At 62.7% G+C, this 14,925-nt stretch carries 13 protein-coding genes; 9 read left to right on the forward strand and 4 right to left on the reverse strand.

The window, feature by feature from the left end; all coding sequences use genetic code 11:
* Positions 1 to 167: 167 nt before the first annotated feature.
* From thiS to FHP91_RS07025, 9 genes are all read left to right on the forward strand, one after another.
* Positions 168 to 377: a sulfur carrier protein ThiS gene (thiS, locus tag FHP91_RS06985; RefSeq protein WP_222105133.1), complete on the forward strand. Its 210-nt coding sequence runs from the start codon at positions 168 to 170 to the stop codon at positions 375 to 377.
* Positions 378 to 392: 15 nt separating this feature from the next.
* Positions 393 to 1,205, forward strand: coding sequence for a thiazole synthase (locus FHP91_RS06990; protein WP_144308907.1), 813 nt, complete (start codon positions 393 to 395; stop codon positions 1,203 to 1,205).
* Between the two features lie 97 nt (positions 1,206 to 1,302).
* Positions 1,303 to 2,808: a MocR-like pyridoxine biosynthesis transcription factor PdxR gene (gene pdxR / locus FHP91_RS06995; protein WP_144308908.1), complete on the forward strand. Its 1,506-nt coding sequence runs from the start codon at positions 1,303 to 1,305 to the stop codon at positions 2,806 to 2,808.
* Positions 2,809 to 3,071: 263 nt separating this feature from the next.
* Positions 3,072 to 3,473: a nuclear transport factor 2 family protein gene (locus FHP91_RS07000; protein ID WP_144308909.1), complete on the forward strand. Its 402-nt coding sequence runs from the start codon at positions 3,072 to 3,074 to the stop codon at positions 3,471 to 3,473.
* 34 nt (positions 3,474 to 3,507) lie between these two features.
* Positions 3,508 to 4,947 carry an NAD(P)/FAD-dependent oxidoreductase gene (locus FHP91_RS07005; RefSeq protein WP_144308910.1) on the forward strand — a complete coding sequence of 480 codons (1,440 nt, stop codon included), beginning with the start codon at positions 3,508 to 3,510 and terminating at the stop codon, positions 4,945 to 4,947.
* 150 nt (positions 4,948 to 5,097) lie between these two features.
* On the forward strand, positions 5,098 to 6,093 hold the full coding sequence (locus FHP91_RS07010; protein ID WP_144308911.1) for a TRAP transporter substrate-binding protein: 996 nt from the start codon (positions 5,098 to 5,100) through the stop codon (positions 6,091 to 6,093).
* A gap of 120 nt (positions 6,094 to 6,213) precedes the next feature.
* On the forward strand, positions 6,214 to 6,759 hold the full coding sequence (locus tag FHP91_RS07015; protein WP_144308912.1) for a TRAP transporter small permease: 546 nt from the start codon (positions 6,214 to 6,216) through the stop codon (positions 6,757 to 6,759).
* 25 nt (positions 6,760 to 6,784) lie between these two features.
* Positions 6,785 to 8,125 carry a TRAP transporter large permease gene (locus FHP91_RS07020; RefSeq protein ID WP_144308913.1) on the forward strand — a complete coding sequence of 447 codons (1,341 nt, stop codon included), beginning with the start codon at positions 6,785 to 6,787 and terminating at the stop codon, positions 8,123 to 8,125.
* A gap of 104 nt (positions 8,126 to 8,229) precedes the next feature.
* On the forward strand, positions 8,230 to 9,114 hold the full coding sequence (locus tag FHP91_RS07025; protein ID WP_246116245.1) for a cache domain-containing protein: 885 nt from the start codon (positions 8,230 to 8,232) through the stop codon (positions 9,112 to 9,114).
* A gap of 21 nt (positions 9,115 to 9,135) precedes the next feature.
* Here FHP91_RS07025 and FHP91_RS07030 read toward each other — a convergent pair whose 3' ends face one another.
* The 4 genes from FHP91_RS07030 to prsT are packed head-to-tail and all read right to left on the reverse strand — an operon-like array spanning position 9,136 to position 14,925.
* Entirely contained in the window at positions 9,136 to 9,885 is a 750-nt protein-coding gene (locus tag FHP91_RS07030; protein ID WP_144308914.1) for a S1 family peptidase, read from the reverse strand.
* Between the two features lie 12 nt (positions 9,886 to 9,897).
* Positions 9,898 to 10,806, reverse strand: a complete 909-nt coding sequence (locus tag FHP91_RS07035; protein ID WP_144308915.1) for a transglycosylase SLT domain-containing protein — start codon at positions 10,804 to 10,806, stop codon at positions 9,898 to 9,900.
* A gap of 11 nt (positions 10,807 to 10,817) precedes the next feature.
* On the reverse strand, positions 10,818 to 12,098 hold the full coding sequence (locus tag FHP91_RS07040) for a nucleotide sugar dehydrogenase (protein ID WP_144308916.1): 1,281 nt from the start codon (positions 12,096 to 12,098) through the stop codon (positions 10,818 to 10,820).
* 37 nt (positions 12,099 to 12,135) lie between these two features.
* On the reverse strand, positions 12,136 to 14,925 hold the full coding sequence (gene prsT, locus FHP91_RS07045; RefSeq protein ID WP_144308917.1) for an XrtA/PEP-CTERM system TPR-repeat protein PrsT: 2,790 nt from the start codon (positions 14,923 to 14,925) through the stop codon (positions 12,136 to 12,138).

Here is a 14,925-nt window from a genome sequence, read left to right on the forward strand (position 1 = left end):
CTGCTCCATGTGCGGGCCGCATTTCTGCTCGATGAAGATCACCCAGGATGTGCGCGATTACGCTGCGCAGCAGGGTATTGACGAGCAGGCTGCGCTCAAGCAGGGGATGGAGGTGAAGGCGGTGGAGTTTGTGAAGCAGGGCGCTGAAATCTACCGGAAGCAGTGACATGAACACGATCCAGATCGAACTCAACGGTCGGCCGCATCCGGCCGATGCCACATACACCCTGGCCGACCTCGTGGCCAAACTCGGGCTGGCCGGAAAGAGCCTGGCCATCTCGATCAACCGCGAGGTGATCAAGCGCGGCGATTGGCCGCAACGCCGCATCGAAGCGGCCGACCGTATCGAAATCGTCCACGCCATTGGCGGCGGCTGAACCGGAGACACCAGCATGAACCTGAACGATCTGCCCGCGGGCGCTGACACTGATCACCAGCTGACCGTTGCTGGCAAAACCTACAACTCCAAGCTGCTGGTCGGCACCGGCAAGTACAAGGACTTCCAGGAAACCCGCGACGCGGTCGTGGCCAGCGGCACCGGCATCGTCACCGTGACGGTGCGCCGGGTGAACATCGGCCAGCATCAGGACGAGCCCAACCTGCTCGACTTCGTGCCGCCGGGCGAATTCACCATCCTGCCCAACACCGGCGGCTGCTATAACGCGGCCGACGCGGTCTATACCTTGCAGATGGCGCGCGAGATGCTGGGCGGCCATTCGCTGTGCAAGCTCGAAGTGCTCGGCGACGAGAAGACGCTGTTCCCCAACATGCCCGAAACCCTGAAGGCGGCGGAAACGCTGATCAAGGACGGTTTCGACGTGATGGTCTACTGCAGCGACGACCCCATCCAGGCCAAGATGCTCGAAGACATGGGCTGCGTGGCGATCATGCCGCTGGCCTCGCTCATCGGCTCGGGCATGGGCATTCTCAACCCGTGGAACCTGTCGCTGATCATCGAGCAGACCCAGGTGCCGGTGATTGTCGACGCCGGCGTCGGCACCGCCTCGGATGCCGCGATTGCCATGGAGCTGGGCTGCGACGGCGTGCTCATGAACACCGCCATCGCCAAGGCACGCGACCCGATCCGCATGGCGCTGGCGATGCGCGACGCAGTACGTGCCGGGCGCAACGCCTATCTGGCCGGGCGCATGCCCAGGCGCTTTGCCGCCTCGCCCTCGTCGCCGATGGCCGGTCTGATGACCTGAGCACCGCGCTGCGCCGAGACACAGCAGTTTGCGAGCGCAGCGCAAAGCATTACTCTCGGAGCCTGCTCACACGGAACCGCCAACGCGAGTCAATGCCATGTCCTTGAAGCCGCACACCACGCAATGGCATCAGTTCTTCCAGCGCTGGGCCAACACCGGCCTCAGCCTGCAGGGGCAGATTCGCCAGATGCTGGTGTCGGTCATTCTCGACGAACAGCACCCCGTTGACGCGCCGATTCCGTCCAGTCGCGAGATGGCGGCGCAACTCGGCGTGGCGCGCAACACCGTGGTCATCGCTTACCAGCAACTGGTCGACGAAGGCTACCTGGTCTCGCGCGAGCGCAAGGGCTACTTCATCAACACCAACATCCTGGCCGGCCGGGTCGAGCGCACCGCTGGCCCGCGCGAGGCGCCGCTGGCGCCGCCGGAGTGGTCGCGCCGCTTCCGTTTCCGACCCACCGAACAGCGCAACATCCAGAAGCGTGCTGACTGGCAGCGCTTCCCCTACCCCTTTCTGTACGGCCAGTTCGACAGCTCGCTCTTCCCCATCGCCGACTGGCGCGAATGCTGCATGAAGACCCTGAGCGTGCTCGAAATCAACGAGTGGGCGCAGGACATGATCTTCCGCGACGACGCCTCGCTGGTCGAACAGATCCGCACCCGCGTACTACCACGTCGCGGCGTGTGGGCCACCAACGACGAAATCATCATCACCGTCGGCGCACAGCAGGCGCTGTATCTGCTGGCCGACCTGCTGGTCAGCAGCGACACCCCGGTGGGCCTCGAGTCGCCGGGCTACCCGGACGCGCGCAACATCTTCAGCAGCCGCAGCCAGCGGATCGTCAATCTGCCGGTCGACGACGGCGGCCTGCAGGTGAGCGACACGCTCTATACCTGCGACTACATTTACGTGACGCCCAGCCACCAGTGCCCGACCACGGTCACCATGCCGATCGAGCGCCGCCATGCCTTGCTGGAAATGGCCGAGAAGGCCGACTTCATCCTGATCGAGGATGACTACGAAAGCGAAAACCGGCTGCACGGCGACCCGCTGCCCACACTCAAGAGCCTGGACCGCAGCGACCGGGTGATCTACGTCGGCAGCCTGTCCAAGAGCATCGCGCCGGGTCTGCGCCTGGGCTATGTGGTCGGCCCGGCGGAGCTGATCACCGAGTTGCGCGGCATCCGCCGGCTCAACCTGCGCCATCCCACCGTCTATATGCAGCGCGCCTTTGCGCTGTTTCTATCGCTGGGCCATCACGACGCGCTGCTGCGCCGGCTCTCGGCGGCCTACCGCCAGCGCGCCCAACGCCTGCTCGAGGCACTGAAAGAACACCTGCCCGAAGTGCAGGCCACGCCGGTGTCGGGCGGCGCCTCGTGCTGGGTACGCGGCCCCGGCTGGCTGGACGCGGCCGAACTCGCCCGTGCTGCCGCCGAACTCGGTGTGCTGATCGAGCCGGGCAGTGTGTTTTTCAACCAGGACACGCCGCCGACCAACTACTTCCGGCTGGGTTTCTCGTCGATCGACGATGAACAGGTGGCGCCTGGCATTGCCTTGTTGGGCCAGGCGCTTCGCGCCTTGGCACCACGCGAAAAAGGCTGATGCAACGCATATTTTTCGCGTTTTTCATCAATGCATTACGACGCATCTCTGCCGTCATCGCCTCGCCCTCAGCGAGCCTGATCGGCCGGACGGCAACACCTCTGGCCATGTCGGCGCATCGCGCTGGACCAAACGATTCCATCCAACTGGCTCTAAGCGTTTGGGCCAGCGCCCCGTAGTCTGAACTCCACAACATTCCGGCGATGTCGCCAGAGCGCCCCCACAGAAGCGCCCGGCCATCGTCGCAGCCCAAGGAGATTCAGATGTCGAACACAACCCAACCCACCGCCGAATTTCTCGCCGCCTTTGCCGAGGCCTGGAACCGTCACGACCTCGACGCCCTGATGACTTTCATGGCCGACGATTGCGCCTTCCACGCCACCGCCGGCCCCGATGAACTCGGCCGCAGCTTTGTCGGCCGCGACGCTGTCCGTCAGGGCTTCGAGCTGGCGTGGCAGACCTTCCCCGACGCCGCCTGGCTCAATGGCGACCATTTCGTGGCGGGCGACCGCGGCGTGTCCGAATCGACCTTCTGCGGCACCAAGGCTGACGGTACCCGCATCGAGGCGCGCATGGTGGATGTGTTCACCTTCCGCGACGGCAAGATTGCGGTAAAGAACGCCTTCCGCAAGGATCGTCCGCCGGTCGCCACGGCCAGCCGCTAAGCCTCGCCCCCGACGCACCGCCAAGGACACCATCATGGATGCCAACGCTGTATTGCGCGACGCTGCCGCCGGCAACGCCACCGCGCCGTCCCGCCCCTACGATCCGGCCTACGATCCGCTGGTCAGCCCGACCCCGGGCCAGGGCACTGACTATGCGCCGACCTACTGGATCGGTACCGCAGGCGAGCCGCCGGCCGATGATGGCCCGATCACGCATGACATCGACGTCGATGTGGCGATCATCGGCTCCGGCTTCACCGGCCTGACCACCGCCATCCATCTGGCGCAGGAATACGGCATCAAGGCCACCGTGCTCGAAGCCAACCGCTCCGCCTGGGGTTGCAGCACGCGCAATGGCGGTCAGGCGCAGTGCGCCTCGGGGCGCCTCAAGCGTTCGCAATGGATCACCCGCTACGGAATGGAAGGCGCGCTGGCCCTGCACCGCGAATGCGTCGATGGCATGGAGACCTTCAAAGGCCTGATCGCCGATATCGACTGCGATCCGCAACCCGGCGGTCACCTGTACATCGCTCACCGCCCGCGCATCATGCCGATTCTTGAAAAAGAAGCGAAGCTGCTGCGCGAGACTTTCAAGTACGATGCGCGCATCTTTGACGCCGCCACGGTCAAGAACGAATGGATTGGCGACACCGAGGCCTGCGGCGCCATGCACGAGCCCGAAGGCATCGGCATCCACGCGGGCAAGCTGGCTTTCGGCTATCTCAAGAAAGCCCGTGCGCTCGGCGCCACGGTGCACCCCGCCAGTCCGGTACAAGGCTGGGAGACCCGCAACGGTGTGCATTACCTGAAAACGCCGGGCGGCATCGTCCGCGCCCGTGCCGTAGGTGTATGTACCGGGGGCTATACCTCGAACCAGCTGCACCGCGAACTGAAGAACCGGTTACTGCCGATCCTCTCGAATTCGATCGTGACCCGGCCGCTGACGGCAGCCGAGATCGAAGCCTGCGGGCTGCGCACCACCCAGGTGATCACCGACACCCGCGTGCTGCGGCACTACTACCGCCTGATGCCGGACAACCGCCTGCAGATCGGCAGCCGCAGCGCCATCACCGGTATCGATGCGCCGCAGAAGCAGTATGAGCTGCGCCTGATTGCCGACATGGAGCGCAAGTTTCCCGCGCTCAAGGGCATCCAGGTCGACTACTCATGGTGGGGCTGGGTGGATGTGAGCCACGACATGATGCCGCGCATCCATCAGCCCGACCCGAAGGAGACGATCTACTACGCCCTCGGCTATGGCGGCAACGGCGTGATGTATTCGGCCCAGGCCGGCAAGCGCCTGGCGCAGTGGATCGCCGGCAAGGGACAAGAACTGACGCTGCCGATCTTCACCTCGCGACTGCCCTTCCCAAACGTACGCGAGATGGTTGAATCGCAGGCCTTTGCCCCCTTCCGTCGCTTTGGCCAGCGCTTTTTGTACCGCTGGTACGCCTACAACGACGAGCGCCCGTAAACCGCACTGCGCTCACTCACACGGAGATCCTGGCAACACCGACGATCTACACCGCGCGGCCACCGCAGCGGAAAAGGCATTCAGACCCCGTAGCGAAGCAACACAAACACAACGCAACAGACAATACTCAGACCCTTGCAGGAGACAAACATGAACATCAAGAAAACCGTATTGCTGCCCCTGATCACCGCCGGCCTGCTGGCCGCCGCACCGGGCGTGATGGCCGCAAAATTCAAGATGGCGCTCGGCGACGCTGCCGGCGGCACGCAGTGGGAACTGGGCCAGACCTTCAAGACCCTGTTCGAACAGAAGGCCGCCGGCAAGCACACCGTGGATCTGTTCCCCAACGGCCAGTTGGGTGACGAGCAGAACACCGTCAACAACGCCGCACTCGGCACGCTGGACTTCTCGGTGCTGGCCATCAACAACGTCACCCCGTTCTCGCCCTCCGTTGGCGTGCTGACCCTGCCCTATGTAATCCAGAGCGCAGAAGACGCGAAGAAACTGACCCTGGGCCCCCTGGGCAAGGAGCTGACCGAGAACACCATTCGTGACGCCGGTGTGCGTATCGTCGGTTGGGCTTACTCGGGCTTCCGCGTGCTGACCAACTCCAAGCGTCCGGTGACCACCCTGGCCGACCTGAAAGGCATGGTTATTCGCGTTCCGAAGAACGAGATCATGATCGCCACCTATCAGTCCTGGGGCATCAACCCGACGCCGATGGCCTGGTCCGAAACCTTTACCGCCCTGCAACAAGGCGTGGTCGACGGGCAGGACAACCCCTACATCACCGTCTCGGCGATGAAGTTCAACGAGGTACAGAAATACATCACCAACGTGCGCTACCTGTTCTCGCTCGAGCCGCTGATCGTGAGCGAATCGGTGTTCCAGGAGCAGAAGCCTGACGTGCAGAAAGCCATTCTCGAAGCCGGCATGGAAGCGACCGAGCACAGCTACAAGTACCTCCTTGAGACCGAAGACAAGATCAAGAAGGAGCTGGCCGCCAAGGGCATGCAGATCAGCGACGCGGCCGATGGCGAGAAAGAGTTCATCGAAAAGGCCACCAAGGCCGTGTGGCCGAAGTTCTATGAGAGCATCGGTGGCAAGGCAAAACTCGACCAGGCGCTGAAGAGCCTCGGCCGATAAGCATCGATCGCCGGGGCGTCCGCCCCGGCCCGGTTGCCCGCCGGAGGCCATCCCGCCGGCGGCGCCACCGAAACGGATTGATCGACGCATTCGCGTATTCACGACACCGTGGAGCCTGCCATGTCCATCAAGAAATTCATCCTCAATCTGCTAGGCAACATCGAGGAGTATCTGGCAGAAGCCCTGCTGGCCTGCTTCGTGGTGCTGTTGTTCGTCCAGATTCTGTTGCGTCAGTTTTTCCAGTACTCCCTGCCCTGGGGCGAAGAGCTGGCCACCTACATGTTTGTCTGGTTCGCCTATCTGGGCGCCACCGTGGCGGCCAAGATGTCGGCCCACAACCGGGTGACCTTCCAGTTCAACTACACCCCACCCATCGTACGCAAGGTCTGCATGGCCCTGGCCGATCTGCTGTGGGTGTGCTTCAACCTGTACTTCGTCTACCTGAGCTACATCTTCGTGTTCAAGAAGATGAACCTGTTCTGGAAGTCGCAGACCCTCGGGCTGCCGATGAAGTACTTCTACATGATCCTGCCGATCGCTTTCACGCTGATGTCGATCCGCATTCTCTGGAACAACTACCTCACCCTGGTCAAGGGCGTGAACCTGGTGGATCCGGAGACCGAAGAGATCGAGAAGCTCAAGCACAGCGCCACAGCACAACAATAAAGCGGCCCACCGCAGAGAGACAGTCATGGAAGCCTATATCGTAGAGATCCTGTTCGGCAGCTTCTTCTTCCTGATGCTGCTGGGCGCGCCGATCACCATTGCCCTCGGCGGCGCAGCGCTGGCCACCTTCATGGTGGTGGAAAAGAACCCGATCGCCTTCGTGCAGATCGCCTTCACCTCGGTCGGCAGCTTTCCGCTGATGGCCCTGCCGGCCTTCGTGCTGGCCGGCGCACTGATGGAAGCGGCCGGCATTTCGAAACGCCTGGTCGACATCGCCGAAACCCTGGCCGGCCCGATCACCGGTGGCCTGGGCGCCGCCACCGTGATGGCCTGTCTGTTCTTCGGCGCCATCTCGGGCTCGGGACCTGCCACCACCGCTGCGGTCGGCATGTTGATGATCCCGGCGATGACCAAGCGTGGCTACGCCCGTCCGTACGCCTCTGCGGTCACCGCGGCGTCCGGCGGTTTGGGCATCATCATTCCGCCCTCCATCCCGATGGTGATCTTCGGCATCGCCGCGCTCGGCCTCGCCCCCCCGCCCGAAGCCATTGCCAAGCATGGCGAATTCGCCTCGATCTCGATCCCGAAGCTATTCATTGCGGGCGTGATTCCGGGCATCGTCATGGCCGGCAGCCTGCTGATCATCAACTACTTCACATCGAAAAAGCACGGCTATGTCGGGCTGACGGACAAGTGGTCCTTTGGCGATGTGCGCACATCGCTGCGCAAGGGCTTCTGGTCCATCCTGGCGCCGATCATCATTCTGGGCGGCATCTACACCGGCATGTTCACGCCGACCGAGTCGGCCATCGTCGCCATTTTCTATACGCTGTTCGTGGGCATCGCCCTGCACCGGGAGCTGAAATTCCCGGCGCTGCTCAACTCGCTACGGACCACCACCTGGATTACCGGCCGCGTGCTGCTGATCCTGTTCACCGCCACCGTCTTCGGCCGGTTGCTGGTCGAGCAACGCATTCCGGCGATCATCGCCGAGTCCATGCTCAGCTTCACCGACAACCTCTACCTGATCTGGGCCATGATCATCGTCTTCCTGATGTTCGTCGGCATGTTCATGGAAACCCTGGCCGCCATCATGATCCTGGTGCCGGTGCTGCTGCCGGTGATGTACACCATCGGCGTCGATCCGACACACGTGGGCATCGTCGTTATCTGCACGCTGTCGGTCGGCTTCATGACGCCGCCACTGGGGGAGAACCTGTTTGTCGCCTCCGGCATCGGCGGATCCAGCATCGAGGAGATCGTCTCCCGCATTCACCCCTTCGTCTTCGTGTCGGTGATCGCCATTTTCCTCATCGCCTACGTACCGCAACTGTCCCTCTGGCTACCGAGCCTGCTGGGCTATTGATGAGCGCATCGCCGCCGGGTCTGACCCACACCCCGGCGGTGACGCGCAACTTACTTCAGTGCGCTCCGGCACGGCCCGCGAGCGCACGCTCAGGGAGAAACACCATGCTCTCAATCGTGCGCCAGTCTCTTCATTCAGCGCTGATAGCCATTAGCTGCGCACTCGCGCTGGGCGCCTCCGCGGCAATGGCCGACACGCCGCCACGCGAGGCTCTGCACGGCACCAGCGTCGAACGACGCGCCATGGCGCTCCTCGACCGCGCCGTCGCCCATATCGAAGCCACCGGCGAAGCCGGCACGGCCGCCTTCAACCACGGGCCGGCATTCATCGACCGTGATCTCTACGCCTATGCGCTGAAAACCGACGGCAGCTTCCTGGCCAGCGGCGGCGGCTCGGCGGCCCTGGTGGGGCAGAATGTGCTGAACGAGGTCGACCTGAACGGCAAACCCTTCTTTCGCGAAATCATCGAACAGGCCAAGGCTTTTGGCGCAGGCCGGGTGGAATACCGCTGGTTCAATCCGGCCGATGCCCGAGGCGAACCCAAGGTGGCGGTGTTCCGGGCGGTTGGCGATGTCATCGTCGCCGCGGGCTACTATCCACCGCGCGCCACCGCCATGCAGGCCAAAGTACTCCTGCGCGACGCGGTGACCGCCATGGCCGCCAATCCGGCGGCCGCGCTGGAACACTTCCAGCGTCTGAACGGCCCCTTCATCCGCGACGATCTGTATGTCTTTGTGGTGCGCCTGGCCGACGGCATCTTTCTCGCCCATGGCGCCACACCCTCGCTGGTGGGCACCAACAGCTATGAACTGATCGGCCCGGACGGGCACCACATCGTGCGTCGGATGGCCGAGATCGCCAGAAAGGCGCAGGACGGCGAAACGGAATACGCCTGGCGCAATCCGGTCAGTGGCAAGGTGGAAACCAAGCACACCTATTTCAAGACAGTGGGCGATACGCTGGTGGCGGTGGGCTACTACCGCCGATAAGCACCAGCGGCCTCAGCAGACTCAGTAAAGCAGGTCATTCAGATACCGGACCGGGATCGCATAGCTGATCCCGGACGGCTTGCTCAACACGTTTTCCTTGGTGTCCTTCACGAAAACCATGTTGAGCACACCCAGCACCGCGCCCGACACGGGGTCGAACAAGGGGCTGCCGCTGTTCCCCGGGTACGCCGTCGCATCCAGTTGATAGACCGAAAATGGATCACTCCCCAGGCTGCGGATCTGCCGTGCGTTGAGTTCGCGAGCATTGCCCCGCGGTATGCTGATCGGCGTAATCGCCGACACGATGCCACGGTGCGTGGCCGGCTTGAGCCCCAGGGCGCTGCCAATCGGAAAGCCGGTAAACGCCACCGACTGCCCCTCTTCGGCCTCACCCGACGACAGCACCAGCACCGGCAAAGCCGGACCAACAATCCGCAACGTGGCCAGATCATGCGACGGATCGGAGCGTAGCTTTTCGGCCGAGCGCACATTCACCTTGTCGCCCAACGGAATCGCAATAGCCAGGGTCTCTCGCCGGTTGGCGTCAACACTTGCGGGCAATACATGCGCATTGGTGGCCACGGTCAGTCCGTCGCCGACGACAAAACCCGTACCCAAAAAACGGAAGGCCGGACTGCGGGTCGGTTCATACGTGCCAACAGCCACGATCGATGGCTTGACGCGCGAGACGGTCGCCGGCAAATCGGCCTGTACGGAGACGCTTGCAAGCATCATCAGTGCCGAAACGGCAAAACAGAGCCAACGGCTCATGGGCGTGCTCCCTTATCGATCAGCCATGAACAAGGGCGCCATGACCGCAGACGATTCAACCACACTCGCGTCGTATGGGTGCGTCTGTTCGCTGAAATAGGCTTGAATTCGAGTCACGTAAGCCTGCGTCTCAGGGAACGGCGGTACGCCTTGATAGCGCTCGACGGCGCCCTCACCTGCGTTGTAGGCGGCGGCGACCAAGCGCACCTCGCCCCGAAAATAGGCCAGCAGCCAACGCAGATAGGCCAGCCCGCCGCGGATGTTCTGCGCCGGATCATAGGCGTTGCGCACATTGAAACGCGCCGCCGTATCGGGGATCAGCTGCATCACGCCCATGGCATTGCGCGGTGACAAGGCCAATGGATTGAACGCCGACTCGGTCGACGCAATGGCCAGCGCAAAGCGGGCATCCACGCCGAACTCCGGCGCGGTACGCGCGACCTGCAAAATGATGGCGTGGCGATCGGCGGGCAGGCGGGCCATTAAACGGCCCACCAAACCTTCGTCTTGCTCCCAAGCGGGCGCCAGCAAACACGACGGCACCGCTCCCGTATAGGGGCCGGTATAGCGCATCATGCGCTCAGCCTGGGGGTGCGAGAGCATCGACGCCATGGCGAACAGCGTCCCGGCGTAGGCGTCGTCGCGCGGCACGCCTCGACCGTTGGCATACATCCAGCCCAGGGCGTACATACCCTCCGCGTTGCCCTGCCGGGCAGACTCGCAATAACACGCTGCCGCACGCTCGGGCTCTCGCGGCACGCCTTCGCCATGCTCAAACGCCAGGCCGGCCTCGTGGAGATAGCCGGCATGCTGGCTCAGTGCCGCCAGCTGCGCCGGCGACAGTGGCTGCTCGCCCGTGGCCGCCTGCACCGCGCTGGTCAGCGATAACAGGGAACCACACAGGACGATGGCGCGCCACATCGCCACATGCCTCAGAGGCGCCAGACGCGCAGGCCGGCATCCGCCAGCGCCTTGCGGTCGAAGGCCGACTTAACGTCGATGAACACGCCCTTGTCTTCAAGCACGCCGGTCAACGTCGACAGCGGCATCTCCGAGTACTCCCGGTGCGAGACCGTCGCCACCATGGCCTGCGCACGCGGCAGATCAGCCCAGTCGACCAGTTTGACGCCGTATTCGTGCATGGCTTCGGCCGCCTCGGCCACCGGATCGTGCACCACCACATCGCAGCCAAAACTCTGCAACTCGCGGATGACGTCGATAACCTTGCTGTTGCGCAGATCGGGGCAGTTTTCCTTGAAGGTAAGACCCAGCACGATCACCTTGCAGCCCTTGATCGAATGGCCCGCCTGAATCATCTGTTTGACGGTCTGCTCGGCCACATACTTGCCCATACCGTCGTTAATGCGCCGTCCGGCCCGGATCACCTCGGGGTGCAGACCGAGCATTTCCGCCTTGTGGGTCAGGTAGTAGGGATCGACGCCAATGCAGTGACCACCCACCAGACCGGGACGGAAAGGCAGGAAGTTCCACTTGGTGCCAGCCGCTTCAAGCACGTCCAGCGTGTCGATACCGACTTCATGGAAAATCACCGCCAGCTCATTGATCAGGGCAATGTTCAGGTCGCGTTGGGTATTCTCGATGACCTTGGCGGCCTCGGCCACCTTGATGGTCGCGGCCGGATAGACGCCGGCGGTAATCACCGCGCCGTAAATTTCCTTCACCTTTTCGAGCGTCTCGGGCGTGTCACCCGATACCACCTTGACGATCTTGGTGACCGTGCGCTCCTTGTCACCCGGGTTGATCCGCTCCGGCGAGTAGCCGACGAAGAAGTCCTGCTTCCACTTGAGCCCCGAGGTCTGCTCGAGAATGGGAATGCAGACCTCTTCGGTGGCGCCCGGATAGACCGTGCTTTCGTACACGACGATCGCGCCCTTCTTGAGGTATTTGCCCACCGACGCCGATGACTTTTCGAGCGGTGAGAGATCCGGCTGGCGCGCTGCGTCGACCGGGGTCGGCACGGCCACGACGATAAAATCGGCCTCAGCGATCACGGAGGGATCGGAATGGCAGCTCAACTGGCTGGCGGCACGCAGATCCTCGGTGCTGACTTCTCCGGTCGGATCCCGGAAGTCGCGATACGCCGCGACTTTTTCCTTGGACAGGTCAAAACCCAGCGTTTTGAACTTCTTGCCAAACTCAACGGCCAGCGGCAATCCGACATAGCCCAGCCCAATCACGGCAACGGTGGTCACGAATAGTTTCCTTCTGAAACAGATAGTAAATTATGGCTCAAAGCGTCTTGCGGAGCGTGTTGGCTTCTTCGTAGAAGCGGTTTCCGACCGGGTACTCCCCCGTCAATGCGTTCAACACGGTACGCGCATCTTCCTTGCGCCCCGCCTTGATATACGCTTTGGCGAGATTCAAGGAAATCATCGCCGCCTTCGGCGCGAGCTTGCTGGCCTTCTCAAGCTTCTTGACGCCGGCCTCGACGCTGCCGCTCTCAACTTCAATCATCCCGACGGTGTCCAGAATCGCAGGACTCTCCGGTGCCAACTCAAGTGCGCGTCGGCCGAACTCCATCGCTTTCGGGTCTTTGTTCTGACTCGCAATCCACGCCAGATTGTTCAGCACCAGGGGCTTGTCTGGCGCCATCTCGTTGAGTTTTTTGTATAGCGCGTAGGCCGTTACCAAGCGCCCTTGCGTCAGGTCATACTCGGCAACATACGCGGTCATCGGCGTATCGTTGGGATTCGCCTTGAGCCAGCTATCGGCCAGCTTGTCCGCCTCTTTGCCGTTCTCTGTGCGCGCCAATGCAGCGTGCAACTTGACGGCCGTCTGCGAATTGGGCGTCAGCGCATGCGCCTTGCGGAACAACGGCAGAGACGCCTTCCAGTCATTCCTGGAGACGTGGACATCGCCCTCGAAAATGTACCCCAGGCCCGACTCCGGCAGTTGCTTCTGAAGATCGCGCGACATGCTCAGCGCCTCGTCGAAGCGCTTGTCGTCAATCAGGATGGAAATCAGGACGCGCTGCACTTCGTACAAATCCTGGCGCATGGCCAGTGAGCGCCGCAAGTTCGCTTCAGCACTCTTGGGGTCCTGGTTCATGAACTGCGCGCGCCCGAGATCCATGAACGCCTCGGCATTTTCCGGCTCGAGCGACGCGCGCTTCTGGAATGCTGACACCGCCTGCTGGACGTCGCCATTGGCGATCTGGGCATGTCCGAGCAGCTTGAGCACCGTTGGGTGTTCAGGCGAAAGCGCCGCGGCTTCACGCGCAACAACCAGCGCTTCTGTCTTGCGCTGACTGCGCAGCAGAAAGTCGGCGAGTTGCAGTTTGGGTACCAACAAGGTTGGCGCATTGCTCACGGCTTTGCGCAGCAGCGCTTCAATGGTCTCGAAGCTGCCGCCGGCGGCCTTCTCCAACTCAGCCGACGCGAGGTAAACATCAGCGCGTGTGGGTGACTTTTCGATAATCCGCTTGTAAATGGCACGGGCGGCATCGATCTTGCCGTCTCGGAAATCGAGCCGTGCCAAATTGGTGGCGGCTGGCAAGAAGTCCGGCTGAATCGCGAGCGCTTCTTCAAACGCCTTGCGCGCGCCGGGCAGATCGCCCTTGCCCAGCAAAATGCCGCCGCGCAAATTCTTTGCCAACGGATTGTCCGGCATCTTCTTTTCAAGCGTTACCTGCGCACTCAAGGCCTCGTCGAACTTGCGCTCACGCAAAAGCGCGGTGACGCGTGCGAAGTCGGCATACCCGCCGGTGCTGTCCAGGTCGCTGGCCTTGCCCAGGTCCTTCAAGCCTTCCTGCACTTCGCCGCCCGCAAGGCGGCTGATCCCGAGCCGGGTGCGTGCGCGGGCGTCATCCGGTTGTTTGTCCACCTGTTTGGCGAAATAAGCGGATGAGCGCTCGAAATCGCCGGCGAGCAGGTAGGCCTGCCCGGCCAGGGTCAACACTTCAGAAACATTTCCGTGTGACTCAAGCAAGGGCTGCAAGGCTTCAATGGCCCGCGTGCCATCGCGCTGTGCCAGATAGGACATCACCAGCAGACGCCGGGCGACCGGGTTGGCGTGGTTGGCCTCTAGCACCTTATTGAGGTTGACCTGTGCCTGCAACTGGTCGTCCAGGCGGTAGAAGATGGAGCCCGCGAGCAGGCGGCCCGGCAGATACTCCGGTGCCAACTTGATCACCTCCTGAATGCCGTCCCGAGCCGCGGGAAGGCGGTCTTCAAGAAAATCGACATAGGCCTGCAGGTAGGTCACCACCGGTGACGCACCGATGGCCGTCTTCATCTCGCCCAGTTGCGTCTTGCCCTCATCAACGCGCTGCGTCTGGAGCAGCGTGTTCACCAGGGCGAAGCGATAGTTGGCGTCTTTAGGCTTGAGCGCGATGGCCTTTTTCAGTGCTGCCAGACCCTCATCGAGTTGCCGGCGCGCAAACAGAATCTCGGCCTGTGTCGCATGCGCCTCGGGCACATCCGGCGCTTTGGCCAGCACGGCTTCGATGGCCTTGAGCGCCTCGTCATACTTGGCGTCCAAGGCGAGCACCCGGACCAGGCCGACGCTGGCCAGCGCGTTATCCGGATTGGCCTTCAGCGCTTCGGTATAGTCGCGTGCGGCCTCGTCGCGGTTGACGCCAATCCGCGCATCCCCCAAGACCGTCAGCAGATCCGACAGCGCCTTGGGATCTTTCAGCGCCGTGCCGGTGTAGGTTCGAATCACCTCCTCACGCTGCCCCTGGCGCACCAGCGCCCGCGCCAGCATGGGCGTCACCTGTGATTCGTCGTAGCCCAGGCGGAGGGCAAGCTGGAGTTCCTTGACCGCCCCGGCCATGTCGTCCTGCGCGTAGTAGACCTTACCCAGCAAATAGCGCGCCTCGGGAAAATCCGGCTTTTCCTGCAAGGCATTCTTGAGCTGGATGACGGCCGCGCTGGCATCGTTTTTCTCCAGGTAGGCACGCGCCGAAGCGACCATTTCATCAGGATTGCTTCCGCACCCGGCCAACAAGGCAGCGGTCAACAGCAAGGTCATCAACCGGCTGGGTCGGACACGGCGAGACTGGGTAAGCGCTAAAGGCAC

Source organism: Denitromonas halophila (assembly GCF_007625155.1).
Lineage (GTDB): Bacteria > Pseudomonadota > Gammaproteobacteria > Burkholderiales > Rhodocyclaceae > Nitrogeniibacter > Nitrogeniibacter halophilus.